Origin of the sequence: Nonomuraea sp. NPDC050478 (assembly GCF_044458265.1) — a bacterium.
In the GTDB taxonomy this organism is placed as follows: Bacteria; Actinomycetota; Actinomycetes; order Streptosporangiales; family Streptosporangiaceae; genus Nonomuraea; species Nonomuraea ferruginea.
The window spans coordinates 98,488-121,834 of record NZ_JBITHT010000003.1 but is presented as its reverse complement, the minus strand read 5'-3'; the positions used below and the strand labels follow the sequence as shown (position 1 = coordinate 121,834).

General features: G+C 71.8%; 24 protein-coding genes. 12 read left to right on the top strand and 12 right to left on the bottom strand.

What is annotated here, in order from left to right; all coding sequences use genetic code 11:
• The first annotated feature begins 160 nt into the window (after positions 1–160).
• Both ACIBF7_RS14930 and ACIBF7_RS14925 read left to right on the top strand, forming a co-directional pair.
• On the top strand, positions 161–544 hold the full coding sequence (locus ACIBF7_RS14930) for a DUF3592 domain-containing protein (protein ID WP_397197311.1): 384 nt from the start codon (positions 161–163) through the stop codon (positions 542–544).
• Positions 545–594: 50 nt separating this feature from the next.
• Complete coding sequence (locus ACIBF7_RS14925) at positions 595–1,431, top strand: alpha/beta fold hydrolase (protein WP_148030874.1); 837 nt, start codon at positions 595–597, stop codon at positions 1,429–1,431.
• An 82-nt stretch (positions 1,432–1,513) separates the two neighbouring features.
• Here ACIBF7_RS14925 and ACIBF7_RS14920 read toward each other — a convergent pair whose 3' ends face one another.
• From ACIBF7_RS14920 to ACIBF7_RS14910, 3 genes are read right to left on the bottom strand one after another with little or no spacing between them, the layout of a single operon-like run.
• Positions 1,514–3,691, bottom strand: a complete 2,178-nt coding sequence (locus ACIBF7_RS14920; protein ID WP_397197310.1) for a xanthine dehydrogenase family protein molybdopterin-binding subunit — start codon at positions 3,689–3,691, stop codon at positions 1,514–1,516.
• On the bottom strand, positions 3,688–4,671 hold the full coding sequence (locus ACIBF7_RS14915) for an FAD binding domain-containing protein (RefSeq protein ID WP_397197309.1): 984 nt from the start codon (positions 4,669–4,671) through the stop codon (positions 3,688–3,690). Before ACIBF7_RS14915 ends, ACIBF7_RS14920 begins: the two co-directional genes overlap by 4 nt.
• The gene (locus ACIBF7_RS14910; protein ID WP_397197800.1) at positions 4,668–5,120 is read right to left on the bottom strand and encodes a (2Fe-2S)-binding protein; all 453 of its coding nucleotides are present in this window, start codon (positions 5,118–5,120) and stop codon (positions 4,668–4,670) included. Before ACIBF7_RS14910 ends, ACIBF7_RS14915 begins: the two co-directional genes overlap by 4 nt.
• 501 nt (positions 5,121–5,621) lie before the next feature.
• Here ACIBF7_RS14910 and ACIBF7_RS14905 point away from each other — a divergent pair.
• Entirely contained in the window at positions 5,622–6,839 is a 1,218-nt protein-coding gene (locus ACIBF7_RS14905) for a pentapeptide repeat-containing protein (protein ID WP_397197308.1), read from the top strand.
• A gap of 72 nt (positions 6,840–6,911) precedes the next feature.
• On the opposite strand, the gene ACIBF7_RS14900 is transcribed toward ACIBF7_RS14905, so the two are convergent.
• On the bottom strand, positions 6,912–7,406 hold the full coding sequence (locus tag ACIBF7_RS14900; protein WP_397197307.1) for a hypothetical protein: 495 nt from the start codon (positions 7,404–7,406) through the stop codon (positions 6,912–6,914).
• A gap of 284 nt (positions 7,407–7,690) precedes the next feature.
• Between ACIBF7_RS14900 and ACIBF7_RS14895 the strand changes: the two genes are divergently transcribed.
• The 4 genes from ACIBF7_RS14895 to ACIBF7_RS14880 all read left to right on the top strand — a co-directional run bounded on the left by ACIBF7_RS14895 (position 7,691) and on the right by ACIBF7_RS14880 (position 12,092).
• Positions 7,691–9,481, top strand: coding sequence for an AMP-dependent synthetase/ligase (locus ACIBF7_RS14895; RefSeq protein WP_397197799.1), 1,791 nt, complete (start codon positions 7,691–7,693; stop codon positions 9,479–9,481).
• Between the two features lie 62 nt (positions 9,482–9,543).
• Complete coding sequence (locus ACIBF7_RS14890) at positions 9,544–10,659, top strand: acyltransferase (protein WP_397197306.1); 1,116 nt, start codon at positions 9,544–9,546, stop codon at positions 10,657–10,659.
• A gap of 168 nt (positions 10,660–10,827) precedes the next feature.
• Positions 10,828–11,376: a hypothetical protein gene (locus ACIBF7_RS14885; RefSeq protein WP_271275077.1), complete on the top strand. Its 549-nt coding sequence runs from the start codon at positions 10,828–10,830 to the stop codon at positions 11,374–11,376.
• Positions 11,377–11,411: 35 nt separating this feature from the next.
• A complete protein-coding gene (locus ACIBF7_RS14880; RefSeq protein WP_397197305.1) occupies positions 11,412–12,092 on the top strand; it encodes a hypothetical protein in 681 nt (226 codons plus the stop codon).
• A 64-nt stretch (positions 12,093–12,156) separates the two neighbouring features.
• Here the strand turns inward: ACIBF7_RS14880 and ACIBF7_RS14875 are convergent, their stop codons facing one another.
• Together ACIBF7_RS14875 and ACIBF7_RS14870 are read right to left on the bottom strand one after the other, a co-directional pair.
• Positions 12,157–12,993, bottom strand: coding sequence for an MBL fold metallo-hydrolase (locus ACIBF7_RS14875; RefSeq protein WP_397197304.1), 837 nt, complete (start codon positions 12,991–12,993; stop codon positions 12,157–12,159).
• On the bottom strand, positions 12,987–13,583 hold the full coding sequence (locus tag ACIBF7_RS14870; RefSeq protein WP_397197303.1) for a dihydrofolate reductase family protein: 597 nt from the start codon (positions 13,581–13,583) through the stop codon (positions 12,987–12,989). The genes ACIBF7_RS14875 and ACIBF7_RS14870 overlap by 7 nt, the downstream gene beginning before the upstream one ends.
• 73 nt (positions 13,584–13,656) lie before the next feature.
• Here ACIBF7_RS14870 and ACIBF7_RS14865 point away from each other — a divergent pair, with 73 nt between their 5' ends.
• Positions 13,657–14,151: a winged helix-turn-helix transcriptional regulator gene (locus tag ACIBF7_RS14865; RefSeq protein WP_397197302.1), complete on the top strand. Its 495-nt coding sequence runs from the start codon at positions 13,657–13,659 to the stop codon at positions 14,149–14,151.
• A gap of 90 nt (positions 14,152–14,241) precedes the next feature.
• Here ACIBF7_RS14865 and ACIBF7_RS14860 read toward each other — a convergent pair whose 3' ends face one another.
• The 4 genes from ACIBF7_RS14860 to ACIBF7_RS14845 form a co-directional block, all read right to left on the bottom strand.
• Positions 14,242–14,754 carry a hypothetical protein gene (locus tag ACIBF7_RS14860; protein WP_397197301.1) on the bottom strand — a complete coding sequence of 171 codons (513 nt, stop codon included), beginning with the start codon at positions 14,752–14,754 and terminating at the stop codon, positions 14,242–14,244.
• A 71-nt stretch (positions 14,755–14,825) separates the two neighbouring features.
• On the bottom strand, positions 14,826–15,137 hold the full coding sequence (locus tag ACIBF7_RS14855; protein ID WP_397197300.1) for a hypothetical protein: 312 nt from the start codon (positions 15,135–15,137) through the stop codon (positions 14,826–14,828).
• A gap of 38 nt (positions 15,138–15,175) precedes the next feature.
• Positions 15,176–15,370 carry a hypothetical protein gene (locus ACIBF7_RS14850; RefSeq protein ID WP_397197299.1) on the bottom strand — a complete coding sequence of 65 codons (195 nt, stop codon included), beginning with the start codon at positions 15,368–15,370 and terminating at the stop codon, positions 15,176–15,178.
• 169 nt (positions 15,371–15,539) lie between these two features.
• Entirely contained in the window at positions 15,540–16,277 is a 738-nt protein-coding gene (locus tag ACIBF7_RS14845) for an aminoglycoside phosphotransferase family protein (RefSeq protein ID WP_397197298.1), read from the bottom strand.
• Between the two features lie 86 nt (positions 16,278–16,363).
• On the opposite strand from ACIBF7_RS14845, the gene ACIBF7_RS14840 reads away from it, so the two are divergent.
• Positions 16,364–16,915 carry a DUF664 domain-containing protein gene (locus tag ACIBF7_RS14840; protein ID WP_364235614.1) on the top strand — a complete coding sequence of 184 codons (552 nt, stop codon included), beginning with the start codon at positions 16,364–16,366 and terminating at the stop codon, positions 16,913–16,915.
• Positions 16,916–17,236: 321 nt separating this feature from the next.
• Here ACIBF7_RS14840 and ACIBF7_RS14835 read toward each other — a convergent pair whose 3' ends face one another.
• Positions 17,237–17,533 (bottom strand): sigma factor, encoded by a 297-nt coding sequence (locus tag ACIBF7_RS14835; RefSeq protein WP_187281091.1) that lies wholly within the window; start codon positions 17,531–17,533, stop codon positions 17,237–17,239.
• Between the two features lie 215 nt (positions 17,534–17,748).
• On the opposite strand from ACIBF7_RS14835, the gene ACIBF7_RS14830 reads away from it, so the two are divergent.
• From ACIBF7_RS14830 to ACIBF7_RS14820, 3 genes are read left to right on the top strand one after another with little or no spacing between them, the layout of a single operon-like run.
• Positions 17,749–18,219: a (2Fe-2S)-binding protein gene (locus tag ACIBF7_RS14830; protein ID WP_148030888.1), complete on the top strand. Its 471-nt coding sequence runs from the start codon at positions 17,749–17,751 to the stop codon at positions 18,217–18,219.
• On the top strand, positions 18,212–19,201 hold the full coding sequence (locus tag ACIBF7_RS14825) for a xanthine dehydrogenase family protein subunit M (RefSeq protein ID WP_148030889.1): 990 nt from the start codon (positions 18,212–18,214) through the stop codon (positions 19,199–19,201). The genes ACIBF7_RS14830 and ACIBF7_RS14825 overlap by 8 nt, the downstream gene beginning before the upstream one ends.
• The gene (locus tag ACIBF7_RS14820; protein WP_397197297.1) at positions 19,198–21,402 is read left to right on the top strand and encodes a xanthine dehydrogenase family protein molybdopterin-binding subunit; all 2,205 of its coding nucleotides are present in this window, start codon (positions 19,198–19,200) and stop codon (positions 21,400–21,402) included. Before ACIBF7_RS14825 ends, ACIBF7_RS14820 begins: the two co-directional genes overlap by 4 nt.
• 26 nt (positions 21,403–21,428) lie before the next feature.
• Here the strand turns inward: ACIBF7_RS14820 and ACIBF7_RS14815 are convergent, their stop codons facing one another.
• On the bottom strand, positions 21,429–23,057 hold the full coding sequence (locus tag ACIBF7_RS14815; RefSeq protein WP_397197296.1) for an ABC-F family ATP-binding cassette domain-containing protein: 1,629 nt from the start codon (positions 23,055–23,057) through the stop codon (positions 21,429–21,431).
• Positions 23,058–23,347 lie beyond the last annotated feature (290 nt).

Sequence of the window (23,347 nt, the reverse complement as noted above, 5' to 3'; positions counted from 1 at the left end):
ATGCCCTCCCACGCGCCTTGACGTCGGGAGCCTGAAAAACGTCGATGTGGTGTTGAACCAAACCGCCGGTGGCGTAGTCGATCAGATAGAACCCTTGGCAACGGCGGATCGCCGCCCGAGCGAAAGGTGATCCTTAGTGGAATCGACATCTTCGCCCGGCATGCTCTTCGTTCTCGGGTTGGCGAACCTGGCGTGCGGCGTCTGGCTCCTGCGCAGGGCACGGCGGTTCCGCGCCCGCGGGGTCCGGGTGCCCGGCCTGGTCACCGGCCTGGAGAGGAGCAGGGACCCTGACAGCAAGGCGTGCTATCCCGTCTTCCGCTTCACGACCCGCGATGGCCAGGAGGTCGAGATCACCTCGCGTTACGGCGAGAGCAGGCCTCCTCGACCAGGAGATCGCGTCACCGTCCTCTACGACCCTGAGAAGCAGCGGAACGCTCGCATCGACACCGGCGGCCAGGACGGTTCCACGATGGGGAGGTGGGTCGTGGGCATAGGCCTTTTCCTCATCACCCTCGGCGCGCTCACCGCCTTCACCATCATCTGATTCCGGCTGGCTCCGCGGCCGTCGTTCACCCGATCACTCAAGGAGTGTTCATGTCCACGCTGGTGTTAGTCCACGGTTTCTGGCACGGCGCCTGGTGCTGGAACGAAGTCGTCCCCCATGTGGTGGCCGGCGGCCGCCTGACCGTCGCGGTGGACATGGCGGGGCATGGGCTGTACGCCCGCCGTCCTCGATGGTCAACCGAACAGCCGTACACCCCCGAGGCGGTCGGGACCGAGGTCTCGCCCGTGGCGGACGTGACTCTCGACGAGGCGGCCGAGTTGTTGACCTCGCAGATCAAGCGGATCGGCGGTGGCGAGCCGGTCACGGTGGTCGCCCACAGCGCGGCCGGTCCCGTACTGACGCGAACGGCGCAGCGGACACCCGAACTGGTGGCGCACGCCGTGTACCTCACCGCGTACATGCCGGCGTCGGGCGTGTCCGCGGCGGCGTACACGCGGCTTCCCGAGGCCGCCGACGACCGGGTCGCGCCGTTGCTGCAGGGTGACCCGGCCGCCATAGGCGCGCTGCGGCTCGACTTCGCCACGGACGACGCGGTCTACCGGCAGGGGCTTCGCGAGGCGTTCTACGGAGACGTGGACCCGGTCCTCGCCGACGCCGCCACCGGCTTGCTGACACCCGACGGCCCGATCGGCGTCATGCTGGGCGCCACCACCCTGACCCGCGACGGCTGGGGGTCGGTGCCGCGCACGTACATCGTCTGTACGCGGGACATGGCCATCCGGCCGGGCCTGCAGGCGAAGTTCGTCGCGGAGGCCGACGCGGCGTTCCCGGACAACCCGACCTCCGTCGTCACGCTCGACGCCTCCCACTCGCCTTTTCTCTCCAAGCCCGGCGAACTGGCCGGCATCCTCACCCCGCTCGGCTGAAACGACGGCGTAGGACACCCATGTACGGCCGGCCCACGGACGAGCTCCTCGACAGAGCCGCTGACCCCCGCGCGCGCAGGGGTCAGAGCAGCTTGTCCTGGGTGAAGGGGACGTCCCTGAGGCGCCGGCCGATGGCGTGGTAGATCGCGTTGCCGATGGCCGCGGGCACGCCGGTCCCGGGCGTCTCGCCGAATCCGCGGATTCCGGCCAGTTCGGCGTCCGGTTCAAGCCGGTCCACGAACAACGCCTCCACCGACGGCGCGTCCGCGCAGACCGGGACCAGGTAGGTGGACAGGTTCGGGTTGACGACCCGCGCGGTGGCCGGGTCCACCATCGTGTGCTCCATCAGCGCGAAGCCGAGCCCCCACATCACACCGCCGATGACCTGCCCGCGCGCGGTCCGGCGGTTGAGCACCCGCCCCAGGTCGTGCGCGGTCACCACCCGGGTCACGCGCAACCTGCCCAGCCTCGGCTGGATCCGCACCTCCAGGAACACCGCGCCGAACGAGTGCCCGGGCGTGCTGTTCCGCTTGTCGCCGGTCACCTCGACGGAGCGGCCGTGGCGGGTCATGACCGCGCGGTAGGTGTCCACGCGGTCGCCCCCGGCGGACAGACGGCCGTCCCGGGCCACGACCTCCTCGGCGGGCACGCCGTGCAGCGGGGAGCGCGGGTCGGCGACGGCGAGCGCGATCACGGCGTTCCGCGCCTTCGCCGCCGCGTCGGCCGCCGGGGCGGCCACGCTGGGCATGGTGGACGACCCCGCCGACAAGGACGCGTCGGGGTAGGCGGTGTCGCCCAGCAGCGTCGTGACCTGGTCGAGCGGCATGCCGAGCCCTTCGCAGACGATCTGGGTGAGCACGGTGTAGGTCCCGGTGCCGATCTCCTGGGTGGCGGCCCGCAGGGTCGCGCGCCCGTCGGGGCCGATGGTGAGGCGAGCCTGTGACGGGATGACGGTGTGCGTGTGGGTCTCGGTGGCCATGCCCCAGCCGACGTACTCGTCCCCGTCCCTGGTGGTCCCCGGCCTGGGGCTGCGCCGGGCCCAGCCGAACGCCTCGGCCGCGGCCCGGTAGCACTCCAGCAGTCGCTTGTCGGCGTACGGCACGGGAGGATCGGGCTGCTGGTCGACCTCGGTGTGGTTGCGTATCCGGAGCTCCACCGGGTCGATGCCGAGCTCGTAGCTCAGCTCGTCCATGGCGGTCTCGAGGCCGAAGTGAGCGGTCGTCTCCGGCGAGCGCATGTAGCTCGACGTCGGCAGGTCGAGCCGCACACCCAGCTGCCGTACGTGGACGTTCGGGCAGGCATACAGGCGCACCGTGGAGTCACCGCCGTTGTAGACGTTCTCGTCGACGCGGGTCATCTGAGCCGTCGAGGTGCTGACGACGGCGGTCAGCGCGCCCTGCCGGGTGGCGCCGAGCCGGAGGTGGTGGCGGTACTCGGCGCGGTGACCGTTGGAGGTGTACATCTGCGCGCGCGTCAGCACCAGCTTCACCGGCCGGCCGCAGAGTCGCGCCGCCGCCGCGGTGAGCAGCGTGTGCGGATAGGTGGGGCCCTTGGCGCCGAAACCACCGCCCAGGTAGGGGGACACGACCCTGACGCTCCCCTCGGGCATCCCGAACGCGATCTGGACGGTGTTGCGGGCGAAGACCACGCCCTGGGTGCTCTCGTACAAGATCAGCGTGCCGTCGTCCTCCCAGACGGCGGTGGTGGTGTGCGGCTCGATCGGGTTGTGGTGCTGCATCGGGCTGCTGTAGGTCCGGTCGACGCGTACCGCGGCCTGTCCGAGCGCCGCGGCGGCATCGCCGCGGCTGTACTCGTTGGGCCGGTCGCGGAAATCGTCCGGCAGGAACGCCTCGTCGAGCACGTCGGCCATCCGCGCGACCGGATCCTCCGCCCGATAGCGCACCTTCACCAGGCCGGCGGCCTCCTGCGCCTGCTCCAGGGTCTGGGCCACGACGTACGCGACGGGCTGCCCGTGGTGGTGCACCCGCGTGTCCTGCATGGGGATGAAAGGCCTGTTGTACGGGAAGTTCGGCAGGTTCAGCCGCGGCATGTCGGCGTGGGTGTGGACCGCGACGACGCCGGGACGCGCGAGCGCCGCCCTGCGGTCGATCTCCAGGACCTCGCCGCGGGCGATCGTGCTCATCACCAGGGCGCCGTGCAGCACACCGGGCACCTCCTGGTCCGCGGCGTAGCGGGCCGCGCCGGTGACCTTCGCCCGGCCGTCCACCCGCGCCACGCCCTGCCCCACCAGCCCGCTCATCGGAGCCCTCCCAGCTCGCCGAGAACGCTCACCAGCGCCCGCTGGACGAGCTCGACCTTGAACCTGTTCCCCTCGTACGGCTTGGCGTCCTTGACCAGGATCCGGCCCGCCTCGTCGATCGCCTGCCGGGTGAGCGGCCGGCCCCGCAGCGCCGCCTCGACGCGGGTGTCCCGCCACGGGCGGGTGCCCACGCCGCCGAAAGCCAGCCGTACGTCCCGTACGACATCGCCCCTCGTCCGCAGCGCGGCCGCCACCGACACCACCGCGAACTCGAACGTGGCCCGGTCGCGCAGCTTCAGGTAGCGCGACTGCCCGGCCAGGGCGGTGCGCGGCACGTCCACCCTGGTGATCAGCTCGCCCGGGCGCATCGCGGTCTCCCGGTCCGGCGTGGACCCGGGGAGGAGGTAGAAGCCGGCGATGGGGACGGCGCGCTCGCCGGCGGGACCGAGCAGGCGCACGGTCGCGTCCAGGGCGGTCAGCGCCACCGCCAGGTCCGACGGGTGCGTGGCGATGCAGTGTTCGCTGCCTCCCAGGATCGCGTGTCCCCGGTTCTGCCCGGTGATCGCCGGGCAGCCGCTGCCCCGTACCCGCTTGGCGCAGGGGGACGCCGCGTCGCGGAAGTACCCGCACCGGGTGCGCTGCAAGAGGTTCCCGCCGATCGAGGCCATGGTGCGGATCTGCGGGGACGCGGAGGCCAGCAGCGCCTCGGACAGCATCGGGAACTCCCGCCGCACTCCAGGGTGCTCGGCGACCTGCCGCATCCGGGCCGCCCCGCCTATCCGCAACGCGCCGGAGCCGACGGTGATCCCGCCGAGGTCCAGCCGGTTGACGTCGACGAGGTGGTCGTGCGCCTCCGCGCCGTCGCGCATCAGGTTCAGCAGGTCCGTGCCGCCTGCCACGAACGTCGAGCCGGGGGTGGTCGCGGCCAGCCGCACCGCCTCGGCCGGATCGCGCGCGACCGTGTAACCGAAGGCCCTCATCGCCGCACCTCCTTCGCGGCGTCGGCGACGGCGGCGACGATGTTCTGGTACGCCGCGCACCGGCACAGGTTGCCGCTCATCCACTCGCGGATCTCCGCCTCCGAACCCGCATGCCCCTCGTCGATGCAGGCCACGGCGGACATGATCTGACCGGGAGTGCACGCGCCGCACTGGAAGGCGTCGTTCCGGATGAACGCCTCCTGTACGGGGTGCAACTCCTCTCCCCGCGCCAGCCCTTCCACCGTGGTGATCTCGGCCCTCTGCCGCATCACCGCCAGCGTCAGGCACGACTTGACCCGCTCGCCGTCGGCCAGCACCGTGCACGCCCCGCACTCGCCCCGGTCGCAGCCCTTCTTGGTGCCGGTCAGGCCGAGCCGCTCCCTTAACGTGTCCAGCAGCGTCACCCGCGGCTCCAGGACGACCTTGCGCAGCCGCCCGTTGACCGTCATGGCGACCTCCACCGACGCCCCCGGGGCGACGGCGTACGCCTGAGCGGTGGCGGCCGGGGGAGTCGCGGCGGCGGGAGCGGCGACGCCCGTGGCGGCCACGGCCGTGCCCGCCGCGGCGGCCTTGAGCACCGCACGGCGGCTGGGCGCGGGCGTGTCGAGGGCTTTCGTCCGTTGTCCCGGTGGCACGTCCGGTTCAGAGGTGGATCCGCTGCCGTGGAAGATCATCATGCTCCTTCTCCGTACGGAACCGGCTCTGCGACAGGGCCCGGTCCCTGGTCCCGGGAGAGCCTTCCGGCCGGTGACCGGATGACATGTAATCGATGGCAACAGTATTTCGTTAACGATGATGCGGTCAAGAGGCGCTAACGGGAAAGTGTTAACGGCGATATGGCGCGGCCTTCCCCGAGGGGTCACGATCTTGTCACGCGACCTCCGGCGTCCCGGCCGCTTGAGCATCATCAAGCCCATGGCCAAGAAGAGCGCGAAGCGGCAGTCCGGACGGTGAAGCCTTCGTCGATCATCGTGGTGGCGCTGGTGCTCGTGACCGTCCCGGCGCTGGTGTGGATGCTGGGCCCGGGAGCCACCTGGGTTCTGGAGAACATCGACGGCGTCACCCTCGATGACGGCATCCCACCACCGGCGAGCTCGCCCCCGAACGAGCTGACCGGCACCGACTGGGCCGCCGCCGTCGCGGCCGTTCGCGGCAACGTCCTGGCCGTGGCCACCGGCCTGGCCGCGTTGCTGGCGGTGTTCTACACCGCGCGCAACGCCGACACCGCGCGGCGCACCTTCCGGCTCGGCGAGCGCGGCCATGACACCGACCGCTTCAGCAAGGCGGTCGAACAGCTCGGCGGCGGCCCGGCCCCGGTCCGGCTCGGCGGCCTGTACGCGCTCGAACAGCTCGCGCAGAACAACCCGAGGCTGCGGCAGACGGTCGTGGACGTGATCTGCGCGTATCTCCGGATGCCGTGGACGCCGCCGCGCGAGGAGGACCGGCAGCAGCGGATCCGCGCCGCCCAGCGCGCCGCCCGCACCCGTTCGCCTGACCGTACCGAGACCCGGGCCGGCCGGGCGCCGGAGGAGGAACGCCAGGTTCGGCTCACCGCGCAGCGCCTTCTCGCCGACCACCTGGCCTGGTGCGAACGCCGCTGGTGGCAGCGCCCCGCCTCGGTCAACCCGCGCTTCTGGCCGGGCATGCGCCTCGACCTGTCCTACGCCACCTTGCTCGACTTTGGTCTCGCCAACTGCCGTGTCCTTCACGCGGACTTCCACGGGGCGACCTTCATCGGCCGCACCTCGTTCAGCCGCGCGACCTTCGTCGGCGACGCCTCGTTCACCGGCTATGCCTCGTTTCACAGCGCGACCTTCACCGGCCACGCCGACTTCGGCGGGGCGGCCTTCACCGACTACACCGCGTTCCGGGGCGCGACCTTCGCCAGTCACGCCGACTTCTACGGAGCGACCTTCGGCGGCTCGACCTGGTTCGAGAAGGCGTCCTTCAGCGAGGAGGCTTCGTTCCTCCTGGCGACCTTCAAGGGCACCACCTCTTTCGATCAGGCGACCTTCAGCGGCACTGTCTCGTTCGACAAGGCGACGTTCGCCGGCCGCGTCACCTGCACAGACGTCCGGGTGACGCACCCGAATCCTGGGAGCACATGGCCGCCGGGATGGCGTCTGGAGTACGGGCGCGGCGGCGCGGTATTGAGGCGGGACGGTTAACCGTCGAGAAGACGAAGACGCCCCCACCTGGTGACGGGCGGGGGCGTACGTCGTCGTTCCAATGAGGCTGGTTCAGCAGACGCTGATCCACTCCGTCGCGTACAGGATTTCGTTGGGGATGCCGTGCCTGCCGTTTCCGTAGGACGCGATCTCCGCCTGTGAGGCGTTGTAGAGCCGCACCCTCGCGCCGCCGTACTGGTTGTTCACGACAGCGCCCGCGTTGATGAAGTTGTAGACCTTCCGCCAGCCGCACTTGAACATGGGGAAGCCGGTGTGCGTTCCGTCGCCGTCTCCCACGGTGATGCATGCGTAACCATTGAATTGCTCGGTCTCGCAGATATCCAGGAACTCCTCCCGCATCTCAGGGAAACTCAGGTCCATGCGAGGCTCGCCGGAGTAGAGCGGAACGACCCGAGGGGTCCAGGCCGCGGTCGCGACGGCCGTCGATGTGGCCGTCGCCGACGTCGTCGACGCGACGATCATGGTCGGCACCACCAGTGCCAACCCGATGAGCATGACAAGTGCCCTGAGCGCGCGCCTGGGGCTGGGAATGCTGCGAGTTCCCATCAGTCCTCCTGACTGTCAGTTCTGGGCTTCATCCTCATGCGATACGGATAGATCAGCCCAGGACACCCTGAGGACATTCACCGGACACAGCGGCCCCGCCCGAAGGCGTCGATGGGACGCCGGTGCCCGCGGCCCACCACGCGTCGACCGCGGCGATGTCGGCGTCGGTGGGATGGGCGAGCCGGTTCACCAGGTCCACGGTCGGCGACGGCTGTCACGTGTGTGCCCGGTGACCTGGGGAAGCAGGCTAATTGCTTCGCCCCTTCTGCACAGGAGGACGGATGATGCGTGTCCGTGAAGTCCCGGCCCCGATGACCGTTGCCCCCGACGCCCAGCTCGCCGACGTGGTGTTCGCCGACGACCGGGTCGACGGCGACATGGTTCTGTTCCGGCGCCGGTCGGCCGGCGGCTGGCGTCCGGTGACGGCCGGGCAGTTCGCGGCCGACGTCCGCGGCCTGGCGGCCGGCTTCCTCGCTGCCGGGATACAGCCCGGCGACCGGGTCGCGCTGCTGGCCGTCACCAGCTACGAGTGGACGCTGGTGGACTACGCATTGTGGGCGGTGGCGGCGCTGCCGGTCCCGATCTACGAGACCTCCTCGGCCGAGCAGGTCCGCTGGGTGCTGGAGGACGCCGGCCCGGTCGCGGCGGTGGTCGAGCACGAGACGTATCGCCGCTTGGTCGAGGACGCGGCCGAGGGCCTGCCCGGGCGGCCGCGGGTGTGGCAGATCGACGACGGCGGGCTGGACCGTCTCCGCGAAGACGGGCTGGCCGTGGACGAGGCCCGGCTGCGTGAGCGCCGCCGGACGGTGTCGGCCGACGACCTGGCGACGATCATCTACACCTCGGGCACCACGGGCCGCCCGAAGGGCTGCATGCTGAGTCACGGCAACCTGCTGTACGAGGCGCGCGTCGCGATCGACAGCCTGGAGCGGATCTTCGGCCGGGACGCCTCGACCCTGCTGTTCCTCCCACTGGCCCACGTGTTCGCGCGGGTGATCCAGGTGGCCTGCGTGGAACGGGGTGTGTGCCTGGCGCACAGCGCCGACCGGGCCAGGCTGACCGAGGACCTGGCCGCCCTGCGACCGACGTTCCTGCTGGCGGCGCCCAGAGTGTTCGAGCGGGTCCACAACAGTGCTCAGCAGCGGGCCCAGGCCGAGGGCAAGGGCAGGATCTTCGACTGGGCCGAGCGGACCGCCGTGGCCTACAGCCAGGCGCTGGACGACGGGCGGCCGGGCTTGCGCCTGCGGCTGGCACACCGCCTGTCCGACCGGCTGGTGTACGGACGGCTGCGGGCCGCGCTCGGCGGCCGGGTCGGCTACGCCATCTCCGGCGGAGCGCCGCTGGGCGCACGGCTGGGCCACTTCTTCCGAGGAATCGGCATCACCGTGCTGGAAGGCTACGGGCTGACCGAGACCAGTGCCGCCGCGACCGTCAATCTGCCCCACGCCCAGAAGATCGGCACGGTCGGGCCGCCCCTCCCCGGGGTCGAGGTCCGGATCGACGACGACGGGGAGATTCTGATCAGGGGCCCGATCCTGTTCCAGGGCTATTGGCGCGACGAACAGAAGACCAGGGAGAGTCAGACCGCCGATGGCTGGCTCCTCACCGGCGACCTCGGCGCCCTGGACGAGGACGGGTTCCTGACGATCTCAGGCCGCAAGAAGGAGATCATCGTCACCGCCGGCGGCAAGAACCTCGCCCCGGAGCCGCTCGAGGACCGCCTGCGCACCCACCGGCTCATCAGTCAGGCCGTGGTCGTGGGCGATCGGCGGCCGTACACCGCCGCCCTGATCACCCTGGACGCCGAGGCGCTGGCGTCATGGAAGCGGGCCGCCGGCAGGCCCGAGCACGCCGGCCCGGCCGAGCTCCGTGACGATCCGGATCTGCTGTCCAGGCTGCAGACGGCCGTGGACGAGGCCAACAGGGCGGTGAGCCGGGCCGAGTCGATCCGCAGGTTCCGGATCCTCGCGGTCGACCTGACCGAGCAGAACGGGTATCTGACCCCGACCCTGAAGGTCAAGCGTTCCTTGGTCCACAAGGACTTCGCGGCGGACATCGAGGAGCTGTACCGCTGAGCGCCGGACGCCAGGACCGGCAGACCGGCCGCGTCGCGGGCAGGCGATCGACGCTGGACCGGATGGTGGCGGACACGCCGGCGTCCCGTGACCGGGTGGTCGACGCCGCCCGCGCGCTGTGCATCGTGGTCGTCACCCTCTGGCACTGGACCTTGTCGGTCAACCATCGCACCGCCGACGGCAGCCTGGCCATGCCCAACCCGATCGATGCCGTGCCCGGTGGCTGGCTGGCCACCTGGGTGCTGCAGATCATGCCGGTGTTCTTCCTGGTCGGCGGGTACGCCAACCTGGTCGGCCGGCAGCGGGCCCAGGCACGCGGGACGACCGCCGGCCAGTTCGTCCGGGGCCGGTTGCGCCGGCTGCTGTGGCCGACCGCCGTCTGGGCCCTGGTCTGGCTCGCCGGCGAGCTGATCGCCGCCGCCCTGCCCGGCCCGCACCGATGGATGTGGGAGTGGTTCCCCGGTTACCTGACGCCGCTGTGGTTCCTGGGCGTGTACGGCCTGCTGATCGCCGTGGTGCCGATCACCGCGAGCCTGCACGACCGCTACGGAGCCGGAGTCCTGGCGGCGCTCGTGCTGCTGATCGCTCTCGGCAGCGTGGCGAACCGCGGCGCCGGCCTGGCCTGGGCGGGCTGGGTGACCGCCGCCCTGGTGTGGCTGTTCTGCCACCAGCTCGGCTACGCCTGGCGCGGCTGGGAGCTGGGGCGGCGGCCGCCGGCGCAACGGCTGGCCGTCGCCGGGATCGGGCTGGCCGTGCTGGCCGGGCTGACCGTGGGAGCGGGCTACCCCCTCTCGATGGTGGGCACCACCGGCGCCGAATCCAACATCTTCCCGACCAACGCCGCCATCGCCGCCCTGGCCGTCTTCCAACTCGGGCTGCTGGCCCTGATCACGCCGGCCGCCGAGCGCCTGCTGCGCCGGCCGGCTGCCTGGAAGCCGGTGGTGGCCCTCAACGTGGCCGCGTTGACCATCTTTCTCTGGCACATGACCGCCTACCTGGTGGTGCTGTGGGCCTATGAAGGGCTGGGCGGCACCCTGTCGGCGGAGCCCACCGCCGGCTGGTGGGCCCAGCGCTGGCTGTGGCTCCTGGCCCCTTCGGCCGTGCTGGCCGTGCTGGCCGCCCTGTTCCTCCAGGTCGAGCTGGCCGCCCGCCGGCCCCGTAAAGAGGCAGGTCGCTGACCTCGGCACGCTGATCCGCTCGCCGTGACGGCCCCCTTGCGCCGGGATACCCCACCGCCGGTCCGAGGGCGTCAGCCGTGCGGCGTAGTCGCATCAGCCTCCGGTCGTACGAAGGCGGCGCTCCCGTGGTGGACGCGCCCGGCCGCCGCCGCTTCCTACCGTGACGCCGTGACCATCAACGAAACGGCGCAGAGCGGGCGGGTGGCGGCGGGGCTGGCGGCGTCCGCCGGCGGGCTGGCCATGGCCGTCACGGGCGTGATGCAGGCGATGCGGCCCATGGACGATGATCCTCGCGTGCTCGGTGAGGAGCACCTCCTTCTGGGCCTGTTCGCGGCCTCGCTGATCCTTCTCGTCCCCGGCCTCGTCGCGCTGGCCCGCCACGGCGGCCGTACCGCCCTCGTGGGAGCCGTCGTCGTCTCGGCCGGCCACGTCCTGCTGGCGTTCGGCGCCACGTCGTCGAACCTGCGCGGCGAGGACTACGCGTGGTTCCCCTTCGTGGCCGTACCGGCGAACCTCGGCATGCTCGTGGGGGCGATCATGATGGCGGTGTCGCTGTGGCGGGCCGGGCAGGTGCCCCGCGCCGTGGCGGCGGCCCTTCCGGCCCTCTGGGCGTGCGAGATCATCCTCGCCCAGCTCGGCGGCGGGCTGATCGCCGGCCTCTACTGGCTCGTCGTGGGCGTCCTGCTCACCTCCGGCACCTGGCGGACTCGCCGGTGAGCTCGCGTTCGGTGGTCCGGACGAGCCCTGATGGAGTGCAGACATCTCCGTCTTCCGAGGGTGACCCCGGGCGGGGCGAGCAGAACCGGCCGCCGGCCGAGACGCTTTTCGCATGGGGGTCGGAGCTCCTCAGGGGGTTCGCCGCCGGTGCGAGCGTCGTGCTCGCCGTCATGTTCGGGTGGGCGATCGTCGTGGGCCTCATCCTCGGACTCGTCGGCGCGCTGCTCGGCATGGACCCGAACACCCCCGAGCTGGACAAGTTCTTCGACGGCTACTTCGAGCCGGTGTACTACGGCCTGCCGGGCCTCGCGGTCCTGGTCGGGGGCGGCGGCTGGGGGATACTCCGCCTGCTGGAGCGGCGCGAGGAGCGGGCGGACCGGCACGCGATCGTGCTGGAGAGCAGGGCCAAGGCCGTCCAGGACGTGGTGCGCGAGTCGGCGAGCGTGTCGGAGGACCTCGACCGGGAGATCACGGAGAAGCTCGCCCGGCTCACCGAGCTCAACATCCGTCTCGAAGCGGTGCGCAAGGAAGTCCAGCTGACGGAGGAGCAGACCAGGATGGTGGACGTCGTCATCGGCAAGCACCTGGTCGGCCAGGCCAGGGCGCAGCTCGTGCAGCAGGTGGTCTTCCTGGTCCTGGCCTTCCTGCTCGGCTTCGTCGTCAACTGGCTGTCCACGCCGGCGCTCGACACGCTGCGGGGCTGGTGGACCACCTGAGCGTCCCCCAGGCCGCCGGAACGTCCTCGCGTTCGCGCGTACCGGCTGTGCCGCACGCCGAGAGCTAGCCGGGCGTCCCGTCGCGCTCGCTTCTCCGGGCGAGGCTCTGGGCTTGGCCCGCGTGTATGTCGCTCACCCATTCCCAGCCGGGCTGGGCCGACGGGCCGAGTCGTGGGTCGTCGGGAGTACGGCCGTCACGCAAGGCGTGCACGTACGCGCGGTCCAGTTCGATCCGCGCGCGTACCTGGTCGGCTCCGCCGACGGACCCGTGACCGGGGACGAGGACATCGGCGTCGCCCGCCACGTCCTCAAGCAGTCGCAGCCCGGCGAGGTACTCCTCGACCGGGTCGTTGGTGCCGTTGAAGTCGTCGAGCATCGGAACCAGGACGTCGGACAGCATGTCGCCGGCGACGAGAACCCCACGCTCCTCGATCAGCAGCGCCGCGTGGCCCGGGGAATGAGCCGGATGCTCGATGATCCGGACTTGAGGGCCATCCCACGGAATCCGGGTGGTTCCGGCAGGCAGAGCGGTGATGAGGCCGAACAGGTCCAGCGGTGTCTCGTCAGCGATCTCCGGCGGCAGCCCTTCGGCGACCCGGGCCTTCCAGCCCTCGTTCGAGCGCAGATCTCGCATGGAAGCCGCACAGCGGGCCGTACCGTAACGGGGCGCGTCGCCGAGCTCGGCGTGCCAGAGCACGTGATCCCAGTCAGGATGCGTCGAGAAGCCTGCCACAACAGGCCGGCCCAGCTCGCGAAGGTCGTTCGCGAGGCACGCCATTTCGTCGCCCGTTATCCCGGCGTCGATGAGCATCACGCCGGCCCGGCCCCGCACGACGACGGTGTTGTTCTGGAGCAGCTCGCTCTGATGGACGAGCACACCCTCCGCGACCTGCCTCAGCACGAGCTCGTCTCCTTCGCGTCCCGTACGGCGTAGTGATGCATCGTGACGCCCTGCTCGAACGATCGCTGCTCCAGCAGGTCGAGATCGATCGGCAGGTCATAGTCGTCGAACAGCGGCCTGCCGAAGCCGAGGATCGAGGGATGGGTGAAGAGCAGCAACTCGTCAAGAAGCCCCGCCCGGAGCAACTGCGTCGCGAGCGCCGCGCCGCCCACGCTGATGCTGCCGTCGGTCTCGGCCCGCAGCGCGGCGAGCCGCTCGATCGCGTCGTCCCCGCCGATGATCCGGGTGTTGTGGGCGGCGCTGCGGCGGGTGCGGGAGACGAGCACCTTGGGCTTGGCGGTCCAGATCTCGCCGTACTCGCGCATGACGTCCGGCAGCGACGCGTCCTCGCTTGACCGTGGCCAGTATTCCTCCATGGCCTCGTAGTAGACCCGGCCGTGGACCATGAGCGCGAGCGCCCGCGTCCGCGCGTTGGCCTCGCGGTGCAGCTCCTCGTCGACGCGCAGCCACTCGCCGGCGCCGTTGTCCCCCGGAACCTGCTCGATCCGCAGGTCGAGGGATACCTGCATCGAGTAGATGAAGCGACCCATCAGCTCCTCTTCCAAAGTGGTTGCAGTGTGCAACTACTATATGGGGGGCGAAATACCTGTCAAGGAGGAACAAGTGGAACCACGGTCCGGGTGTCCGATCAACGTCGCCGTCGAGGTGCTCGGAGATCGCTGGTCGCTGCTCGTGCTGCGCGACGTCATCTTCGGCGACCGCCGCTACTTCCGGGCGCTGCTCACCGGGTCGATCGAGGGCATCGCCTCGAACATCCTCGCCGACCGTCTCGTACGGCTCGTCGAGGCGGGGATCCTCACCCGCGGCACCGCCGTGCGGGGGCAGCGCGCCCGCTACAGCCTCACCGAAGCCGGTATCCGGACCCTTCCGATCATCTACGCCCTCGGCAACTGGGGCCTCGACTGGCGGCCGGGCGGCGACGAGCTCCGCAGCCGGCAGCGGCTCATGCGCGATGAGGGCCCGGCGTTCATCGAGGAGCTGATGGACGAGCTTCGCGTCCGCCACCTCGGGGCCCCGCCGAAGCCGCACGACGGTCCGGGGCCGTTCGAGCGCCTCGACGCCGCCTGTGCCGCGAGTGACGGAACGGCCCCGCCCTGACCTTCCCGGGCTCCGGTGGCTTGCCGTCACGTCGTTCGGCGTGAGGGGCTGCCCCGTCGTCCGGGGGAGCCCCTCACCTGCGGTCGGCGTTCAGGCGCAGCCGCGCGCCTTCACGGAGAAGGCCGGGATGGTCAGGCTGGCGCTGCTGGAATGCGGGGTGACGTGGACCGTGCCGCCTTCGAACCGCAGCTCGTACTCGCCCCGTCCCCGGCACGCGTAGTGGTCGGTGTAGGTGCTGGTGTTGCCGGAGCGGGCGATGTACACGCTGTTGCTGCGCGACTCGGTCCAGGCGGGGACGCCGTCCTTCGACAGGGACAGCTTCGAGCTCATCGAGCAGTCGGAGTTGGACCACAGGGCGACGCCGTGCCAGCACTCCAGGGTGAGCGTGTTGGTCGGCTCCAGGGTGCGTTCGCCGAAGGTGTGGGTCTTCCACGCCTCGGTGAGGCAGATCGTGGCCCTGGCGGAGTAGTTGCCGGAGGTGATCTCTTTCATGGCGCAGCCGCGGGGAGGGTTCTGCGAGGACGCGGAGGCGGCGTGCGGGGCCGCCGTGAGGGCCAGTGCGGCGGTGAACAGCATGGTCAAGCTGCGGAACGGTCTCGTCATGGACGCATGTTACTCAGGGCGACTGCATGAATGCGAAGAGTGGTCGGCCGTCTTCTTTCGTGGAGCCGGTGTCAGTGGGTGCAGGTGGCCGAGACGGTGACGTCGTAGATCCACCACGCGCCGCCGGGCGCGGTGTAGACCAGGGACGACGTCGTGGCGTAGCCCGGGCACGCCTGGCCCGCGGCCAGGAGCGCCGCGCGGGCGGCCTGCGCGCCGTTCTCGACGGCGACGTTCGGGCTCGTGCCGCCGGCCTGACGGGTCTCGGTGCGCGGGACGGTGTACGACACCGGCGGCGGGACCTCGCAGTTGCCTGACGCGGTCGCCTCGTAGATCCACGCCGAACCGTCGGGCGCGGTGTAGAGGTGCCTGGTGGTGACAGACACGCCCGAGCAGACCTCGCCGGCCGCGGCGGCCTGCTGGTTCAGCGCGGCGCGGGCGTTGGCCTCGGCGGCCGCCTTTCCCGCCGCCGGGCTGGGCCCCAGCCCGAGGAGGTGGCCGAGCGGTAGGCGGCGGCGAGCGCGGCGGGAGCGGACAGCACCGCGCCGGCGGTCAGCGTCAGGGCGAGGACGAGGGCGAGGCGCAGAACCTGGGCAGGACGACGAGCGCTGAGTGCCATGGTGCCCCTCTCGCAAGGAGGTTCGAGATCGTCACCATAGAACCGGGCAGGCCGGGCCGACCAGCGCCGGGGGCGCGGGCAGGCGTCCGCGCACGTCGAGACTGAAACTTTCAGCTGGGTGTGCGCCGCTCGCGTCAGGACATGGCGTAGTCGTCGGTCTCGTGCGGCCTCACAGCCGGGAGTTCAGCACGGCGACCTCGGGCCACGGGTCGAAGCCGTGCTCGATCAGCCAGCGGACCGCCCGCAGGCTCCGTAAGGACCACCACGCGCGGATCACGTCGAGGTCGACCTCGGTGCCGTAGCCGGCGACGACGTCGCCGAGGCGCTCCTCGTGTCCGAGCGTCAAGGTGGCGAGGTCGAACAGGGCGTCGCCCGGCCCCGCCTCGGACCAGTCGATCACGCCGGTGATCTCGTCACCGTCGGCGAACACGTGGGTGACCTGCAGGTCGCCGTGCGTGAACACCGGTGTCCACGGCCGGAGCGCGGCCTCGGCGACCCGGCGGTTCCGCGTGACCACGTCGGCGGGGAGGACGCCGTTCGCGACGAGCCACGCGCATTCGCCGTCGAGGCGCGATGCGACCTCGTCGAGGCTCCGGCCGGGCCAGGGCGGCGGCGGCGCGTCGTGCAGCGTGCGTGCGGCGGCACCCGCCGCGGCCCACGCCGCCGACGACGCGGTCGACGGTTCGCCGAGGCGGCCGAGCGCCGTCCCCGGCAGGGCGGCGAGGGCGAGCACGGGCGGCTTCCGCCACAGGACCTCCGGGGTGGGGATCGGCGCCATGGCCATCGCCTCGACCTCGACGTCGGCGCGCGTCCGATCAGCGTCGATCTTTAGGAACACGTCGCCGACGCGCAGGGTCGCGCGCTCCTGATGGGCGACGACGACCTCGACCTCCTCCACATCGGCCATTATCTCAGGATGATCGCCGACATAGCCGGATTTATCGCGTACGACCGGGCGGCTGACCGCCCTCGATCCCATGCCAGGGTTACGACATGACCGATACGCCATGGGAACCGCCGCTGGCCGGTGACGAGAGCGCCCACCTGCTCGGCGCGCTCGATCGGCTGCGCACCACCTTCCGCTGGAAGGCCGACGGCCTGGACGAGGACGGGCTGCGGACCCGGGTGGGCGCCTCCGCGCTCACCCTCGGCCGCCTGCTCAAGCACCTGGCCGTGGTGGAGGACCACATGTTCAACGTCAAGTTCCGGGGCAAGCCGATCGGCTCGGCGTGGGAGGACTGGGAGGGCGGCGACGACTGGCCGTTCACCTCCGCAGACACCGACAGTCCAGAGCACCTGTACCGGCTCTGGGACGACGCGGTCGCCCGCTCCCGCGCCACGCTCGCCGCCGCGCTGGCCGACGGCGGCCTCGACCAGCTCGCCCATGTCTCCACCCCCGACGGACGGCACGCCAGCCTGCGCCGCCTGGTCTGCGACCTGATCGAGGAGTACGGCAGGCACACCGGTCACGCCGACCTCCTGCGCGAGGCGGTCGACGGCCGGGCCGGTGAGGACCCCCCACCCGGCTGGCGCCAGGTGAGCTAGGCACCGAACGCCTCGGACTGACGATCAACCTGGCTGGTCGTCGTACCACTTGGGTGTGGCGACCTCCAGAGGGTCGGGGGCGGTACCGGATCCGGGGATGACGTAGAGGTCGACGGTGTCGGAGCTGTGGTCGCGCGATCCGTTGACGATCCGCCTGCGTCCCGATGCTTCCGTGCCAGTCGAAGCCCTCCGGCACGGCCGGGCCGATCAGGTTGCCGACCTCGTCCGGCGCCACCGGAATGACCTTCACCGTGACGTTCAGCCCGACCGCGCGGAATGCTTCCTCGAAGCGCCGGCGGTCGGCCGTGGGGTCGGTGATGGTCACGGCGAAATAGTCGCCGGACTTGTTGATGGAGACCGCCGCGTTGGCGTACTCGGTCGCCGGACCGCCTGGCGATCTGCTCGCTGGTCAGCCCCTCCCAGCAGTCCAGCGCCGGCACCTCGCGGCCACGCCGTACAGCCACAGCAGCCCCGCTCACCGTCGGGCCAGGCGGTGAGGAACGTCTCGGAGATGACATCGGCGGTGTCGTCGGCCGAGTCGGTACGGCGGGCTGCGTACTGATGGATGGCCGGGTAGTACGCGTCATAGATCGCCTCGAAGCGATCTTGATGTGTCACAACGTCTCCTCGCGAAAAGTGCCGGACACCTTGGTAAATGTCCGGCACCCTTCAGCGTGTTGCAGGTGACCGAAAAGGAGTCCGGTCCGAGACGCTCGGGGGACGTCGGGTACATCATCGGAGTACGCGGGTACCGTACGAAACGGATCTCCCCCCGGAAGGCCCGGCGCCGCCTGAGCGCCGGGACCGGCTCGGCGTTCGGGGGATTCGGGGACATGACGACGTTGACCGTCAACGGCAGGGACTATCCGCTCGACCTGGATGACGCCCGCCTCACCCTGCTGGACGCGCTCCGCGACCGGCTGGGTCTGACCGGCACGAAGAAGGGCTGCGACCAGGGCGCCTGCGGCGCGTGCACGGTGATCGCGGACGGCAGGCGCATCCTGTCCTGCCTCACGCTCGCCGCCCAGTGCGACGGCCGGGCGATCACCACGATCGAAGGGCTGGGCTCCGAAGGCGGCCCGCACCCCATGCAGGAGGCGTTCGTGCGGCACGACGCCTTCCAGTGCGGCTACTGCACCTCCGGGCAGATCATGTCGGCGGTGTGCCTGCTGGCCGAGGGGCGCGCGGGCTCGGACCCGGACATCAGGGAGTTCATGAGCGGCAACCTCTGCCGCTGCGGCGCCTATCCGAACATCGTGGCGGCCATCCGGGAGGTCGCCGGGGCGGGTGGCGGCGATGCGTGAGTTCACCTACGTCCGGGCGGCCGAGGTGGGGCAGGCCGTCGCCACGGTGAGCGCGGACCCGGGAGCCTGCTACCTGGCAGGCGGCACGACCCAGCTCGACCTCATGAAGGACGGCGTGCTGGAGCCCGGACGGCTGGTGGACATCACCAGGCTCCCGCTGCGCGGTGTCCGGCTCGACGGCGACACGCTGCGGGTGGGGGCGCTGACCACGATGGAGGAACTCGCGGCCGACCCGTACGTGAGCGCGCGGGCGCCGTTCGTCCGCGAGGCGCTGCTGCTCGGCGCGTCGGTCCAGCTGCGCAACATGGCCACCATCGGCGGCAACCTGCTGCAGCGCACCCGCTGCCGCTACTTCCGCGACCCGACCGTGCCCGACTGCAACAAGCGCCGCCGCGGCACCGGCTGCGCGGCCGTCACCGGCGCCGCCCGCATGCACGCGATCCTCGGAGCGAGCGAGCACTGCATCGCGTCGCACGCCTCCGACCTGGCCGTCCCGCTGGTGGCGCTCGACGCGATCGTGCGCGTCCGGGGGTCCGCGGGGGAGCGGACCATCCCGCTCACCGACTTCTACCTGCTACCGGAGGCCACGCCCGATGTGGAGCACATGCTCGGCCAGGGTGAGCTGATCACCGCCGTGGACGTCCCGCTGCCTCCGGAGGGCACCCGGTCGGGCTACCTGAAGGTCCGCGACCGCATGTCCTACGAGTTCGCGCTCACCTCAGCGGCTGTGACCCTGCTGCTCGACGGCGGCCTGATCCGGGAGGCACGGGTCGCGCTCGGCGGGGTCGGCACCGTACCGTGGCGGGCCCGCGACGCGGAGGAGATCCTGCGCGGCGCGCCGGCGGGCCCGGCCGCGTTCCGGGAGGCCGCCGAGCGGGCGGTGCGTGACCCGTTCACCGTGCCGGGCACGGCTTTCAAGGTGGAGCTGGCCAAGCGCACGCTGACGCGCGCGCTGCGTACCGTCGCGGGGGTGGCGTCATGACGACCGTCGAACGGCCCCGGATCGTCGGCGCCGGAACGGACCGGGTGGACGGCCCGCTCAAGGTGACCGGCGCGGCGCCGTACCCCAACGACGTCAGCCTGCCCGGCATGGCCCACGCCGCCGTCGTGCGGGCCACCATCGCCTCAGGGCGGATCACCCGGCTCGACACGGGCACGGCCGAGAGCGCCCCGGGCGTGCTGGCGGTGCTCACGCACCTCAACGCGCCGCGACTCGGCTCCGGCCCGGAGTCCCTCCTGCGTACGCCGCCGCCCCCGCTGCAGGACGACCGGATCCTCTCCTACGGCCAGTACGTCGCCGTCGTCGTGGCGGACACGCCCGAGCAAGCCAGGGCGGCGGCGCGGCGGGTCGAGGTCGGCTACGAGCGGGCCGAGCCGCTGCTGGATCTCGACGACCCGCGGGCGGAGCGGGTGGCGGACCCGTGGGGCAGCGACGCCTCATGGGGCGACGTGGCCGCCGGGCTCGCCCGCGCGGACGCCGTCGTCGACGCGTCGTACACCACCGCCGAGAACACCAACAACCCGCTCGGCCTGTTCACCACGCTGGCCGCGTGGGACGGCGACGCGCTCACCGTGCACGACTCCACCCAGTGGCCCGTCCTGGTGCGGGCCACGCTCGCGCGGATGTTCGGCGTGCCGGAGGCGGGAGTGCAGGTGCTGGTCCCGTACGTCGGCGGTGGCTTCGGCGCGGGGCTGCGCGTCTGGCCGCACGTCGTGCTCGCCGCGATGGCGGCCCGGCGGACCCGGCGGCCGGTCAGGCTCGAACTGGCCCGCCCGGAGATGTTCACGGGCATCGGCCACCGCCCGGCCACGGCGCAGCGCGTCCGGCTCGGCGCCACCCGCGACGGCCGGCTGACCGCGATCGAGCACGAGAGCGTGTCGACCCTCTCGATCGAGGGGGACAACATCGAGCCGTGCTCGTCCGTCTCCACGACGGCGTACGCCTGCCCGAACGTCTCCGCCCGGGACCAGCAGGTCCGGCTGAACATCCCGTGGACCAACTCGATGCGCGCGCCGGGCGAGGCCCAGGGCAACTTCGCGCTCGAGTCGGCGATGGACGAACTGGCCTACATGCTCGGCCTCGACCCGCTGGAGCTGCGGCTGCGCAACTACGCCGAGGTCCACCCGCGCTCCGGCCTGCCGTGGTCGAGCAAGGCGCTGCGCGAGTGCTACGAGGTCGGCGCCGACCGCTTCGGCTGGGCCCGGCGCGGGGCCGAACCCGGCTCGATGCGCGAGGGTGACTGGCTCGTCGGGTACGGCCTGGCCGGGGTCAGCTACTTCTGGTACCAGGCGCCCTGCCGGGCCAGGGTGACCGTGCGCGGCGACGGGACGGCGTACGTGCGCAGCGCGGTGACCGATATCGGCACCGGCACGTACACGGTCATGACGCAGCTGTCGGCCGAGCTGCTCGGCCTGGAGCCGGGGAGCGTCACGTTCGGGCTCGGCGACACCGGCATGCCCCCGGGGCCCCAGGCGGGCGGCTCCGGACTCACCGCGGCCCTGGGCAACGCCGTGCACGCGGCCTGCCGTGCCCTTCTGCGGGCCTTCCTCGACCTGGCGGGCGCCGACCCGGCCTCGCCGCTGGCCGGCTGCGGGGCCGACGACGTCACCGTCACGGACGGGCGGATCCACCGCGCCGGCGAGCCCGGGCGGGGCGAGTCCTACACCGGCATCCTGGCCGCGCACGGGCTGGAGGAGCTGAGCGCGGACGGCGACAGCGAGCCGCGCCGGGCGGAGGAGGCCGGGATGGCTCCCGCCGGGCCCTTCGGCGCGCGGTTCGTGGAGGTCCGGGTGGATCCCGAGCTGGGGCGGCTGCGCGTGGCGCGGGTCGTGTCGGTGATCGACGGCGGCCTGATACTCAACGAGAAGCTGGCCAGGAGTCAGATCATCGGCGGCACGGTCGGCGGGATCGGCATGGCGATGTTCGAGGAGACGGTCACCGATCCGGGCACCGGCCGGATCGCCAACGCCACCCTGGGCGACTACCTCGTGCCGGTGAACGCCGACGTCCCGGACCTCGACGTGACCTTCGTCGGGGTCCCGGACGCGTACAACCCGGTCGGGGTGAAGGGCGTCGGCGAGATCGGGCTCGTCGGGATGGCCGCCGCCATCGCCAACGCCGTCTTCCACGCCACGGGCAGGCGCATCCGCTCCGTGCCCATCACGATCGACGATCTTCTCTGAGCACCGCGACCCGGCGGCAGCCCTCGCTACGGCGGGCCTATCTCCAGACGCGGCCAGCCGGCGAGGTCCCGCAGGAGCTGCCGGTCGTGCGTGGCGACGACCACGGCGGCGCTCGTCTTGAGCATCGCGTCGGTCAGCTCGTCGACGAGCGCCGGTGACAGGTGGTTGGTCGGCTCGTCCAGCAGGATCAGGCCGGGCCGGCCGGCCAGCGCGAGCGCCAGGTCGAGGCGCCGCTGCTGTCCCTGGGACATCCGCCCGACCGGCGTGCGCATCGCCTCGGAGTCCAGCAGTCCGAGCGATCCCAGCGGGACGGCGTCGGCGTCGCGCAGTCCCTTGTGGGCCACCAGTCGTCCCACGTGGCGGGCGTACACCTCGCGGGCGGTGAGCGCGGGGTCCTGCCCGGCGGTCTCCTGGGTGACCTGGGCGATCCGTGCCCCCTGCGCCGTCCAGACGTGCCCGTCGGTGGGTTCGAGCGCACCGGCCAGCACCGCGAGCAGCGTGGACTTCCCGGCGCCGTTCGGCCCGGTGACGAGCAGCCGGTCGCCCCCGTCGAGGGTGAGATCGACCGGCCCGGCCAGCCGCCCGCCGACGGCGACGCCATGCGCGCGCAACTGCGGCGCCCCCGGCCGGACGCCCAGGTCCGGCCACCGCAACGACGGCGGCGGTTCGGGCACGTCGATCCGGTGCGCCAGCAGGGCTTCCCGCTGACGGTTCAGGGCCTGCACGACGCCCGGCGCGCGGGACTGGCGCTGGTGCTTGCCGGTCCCCTTGTCCGGCCGCCAGCCGGTGGAGAGCCGGTCGCGGGCCTTCGACACCGCGTCCTGCAGCCGCCGGTGCTCGGCCTGCTGCTGCTCGTGGTCCTGCTCCCAGCGCTCACGCTCGCGACGCCGGGCGTCCTGCCAGGCGTCATAGCCGCCTGCGTACAGCCGCGGCTTCCCGTCGCGGGCCGGGTCGAGGTCGAGGAACCGGTCCGCGACGTCGCGCAGCAGCGCCCGGTCGTGGCTGACGACGGCGAGGCCGCCATCGTGCTCGCGCAGCCTGCGGGTCAGGAAGTCCAGCCCGCCCGCGTCGAGGTGGTTGGTCGGCTCGTCGAGCAGCAGCACGTCGTGCCGCGCGCCGAGCAGGCAGGCCAGCCGCACCCGGTAGCGCTGACCGACCGACAGCGTCGCCAGCGGGCGGTCGCGGTCGGTGCAGGCGCCGAGGGCCTCAAGGGCGACGTCGACGCGGCGTTCGGCGTCCCACGCGTCGAGCCGGGTGGCGGCGTCGAGCGCGGTGGCGTAGCGGTCGTCGGCGGCGGGGTCGCCCTCGGTCATGGCGAGGGTCGCCTCCTCCAGCGCGTCGAGGGCCGCGAGCGACGCGGCCAGCGCCTCGGACGTCAGGGTGCCGACGGTCTCGCCCGCTCGCGCGGACAGCTCCTGGCGGGCCAGTCCGATCGTGCCGGCACGGTGCACGGCGCCGTCGTCCGGTGTGATCAGTCCGGCGAGGACGTGCAGCAGCGTCGTCTTGCCGCGGCCGTTCTCGCCGACGACGGCGACCCGCGACCGGGCGGAGACGGTGATCGAGACGTCGTTCAGGACACGCCGGGACCCGCGGGTGACGGTGACGCCCGTGGCGCGTACGTGTGCGCTGTCGCCCGCCTCGACGGGCAGGGACATGGTTTCGGTATTGGGGATGAGGTTCAACGGTGCTCCGCAGCTCGCAGTGGAGCCGGGCAACAGCAAAGGGCCGCCCGGCGGGAACCGGGACGGCGAGCGCGGATTCAGCAGGAAGAAGGCGCCGCCGTCAGCGGGCGGAGCGGATCTTCTGCGACCAGATACCTCGTGCCATGACGGCCACGTTAGCAGCCTTGAGTCGCCACACTCATCCGGATTTAGCCCCAGGGCGCTGGGGGTCCGCCCTGGTAACCGGCCCTCGACGACCCGTTCCCGTTCGGCGGGGCGCGATG

Coding starts and splice junctions, on each gene's coding strand:
- ACIBF7_RS14930 (WP_397197311.1), top strand. CDS start 161: ATGCTCTTCGTTCTCGGGTTGGCGAACCTGGCGTGCGGCGTCTGGCTC.
- ACIBF7_RS14925 (WP_148030874.1), top strand. CDS start 595: ATGTCCACGCTGGTGTTAGTCCACGGTTTCTGGCACGGCGCCTGGTGC.
- ACIBF7_RS14920 (WP_397197310.1), bottom strand. CDS start 3,691: ATGAGCGGGCTGGTGGGGCAGGGCGTGGCGCGGGTGGACGGCCGGGCG.
- ACIBF7_RS14915 (WP_397197309.1), bottom strand. CDS start 4,671: ATGAGGGCCTTCGGTTACACGGTCGCGCGCGATCCGGCCGAGGCGGTG.
- ACIBF7_RS14910 (WP_397197800.1), bottom strand. CDS start 5,120: ATGACGGTCAACGGGCGGCTGCGCAAGGTCGTCCTGGAGCCGCGGGTG.
- ACIBF7_RS14900 (WP_397197307.1), bottom strand. CDS start 7,406: ATGGGAACTCGCAGCATTCCCAGCCCCAGGCGCGCGCTCAGGGCACTT.
- ACIBF7_RS14895 (WP_397197799.1), top strand. CDS start 7,691: ATGCGTGTCCGTGAAGTCCCGGCCCCGATGACCGTTGCCCCCGACGCC.
- ACIBF7_RS14890 (WP_397197306.1), top strand. CDS start 9,544: ATGGTGGCGGACACGCCGGCGTCCCGTGACCGGGTGGTCGACGCCGCC.
- ACIBF7_RS14870 (WP_397197303.1), bottom strand. CDS start 13,583: ATGGGTCGCTTCATCTACTCGATGCAGGTATCCCTCGACCTGCGGATC.
- ACIBF7_RS14860 (WP_397197301.1), bottom strand. CDS start 14,754: ATGACGAGACCGTTCCGCAGCTTGACCATGCTGTTCACCGCCGCACTG.
- ACIBF7_RS14850 (WP_397197299.1), bottom strand. CDS start 15,370: ATGGCACTCAGCGCTCGTCGTCCTGCCCAGGTTCTGCGCCTCGCCCTC.
- ACIBF7_RS14845 (WP_397197298.1), bottom strand. CDS start 16,277: ATGGCCGATGTGGAGGAGGTCGAGGTCGTCGTCGCCCATCAGGAGCGC.
- ACIBF7_RS14840 (WP_364235614.1), top strand. CDS start 16,364: ATGACCGATACGCCATGGGAACCGCCGCTGGCCGGTGACGAGAGCGCC.
- ACIBF7_RS14830 (WP_148030888.1), top strand. CDS start 17,749: ATGACGACGTTGACCGTCAACGGCAGGGACTATCCGCTCGACCTGGAT.
- ACIBF7_RS14825 (WP_148030889.1), top strand. CDS start 18,212: ATGCGTGAGTTCACCTACGTCCGGGCGGCCGAGGTGGGGCAGGCCGTC.
- ACIBF7_RS14820 (WP_397197297.1), top strand. CDS start 19,198: ATGACGACCGTCGAACGGCCCCGGATCGTCGGCGCCGGAACGGACCGG.
- ACIBF7_RS14815 (WP_397197296.1), bottom strand. CDS start 23,057: ATGTCCCTGCCCGTCGAGGCGGGCGACAGCGCACACGTACGCGCCACG.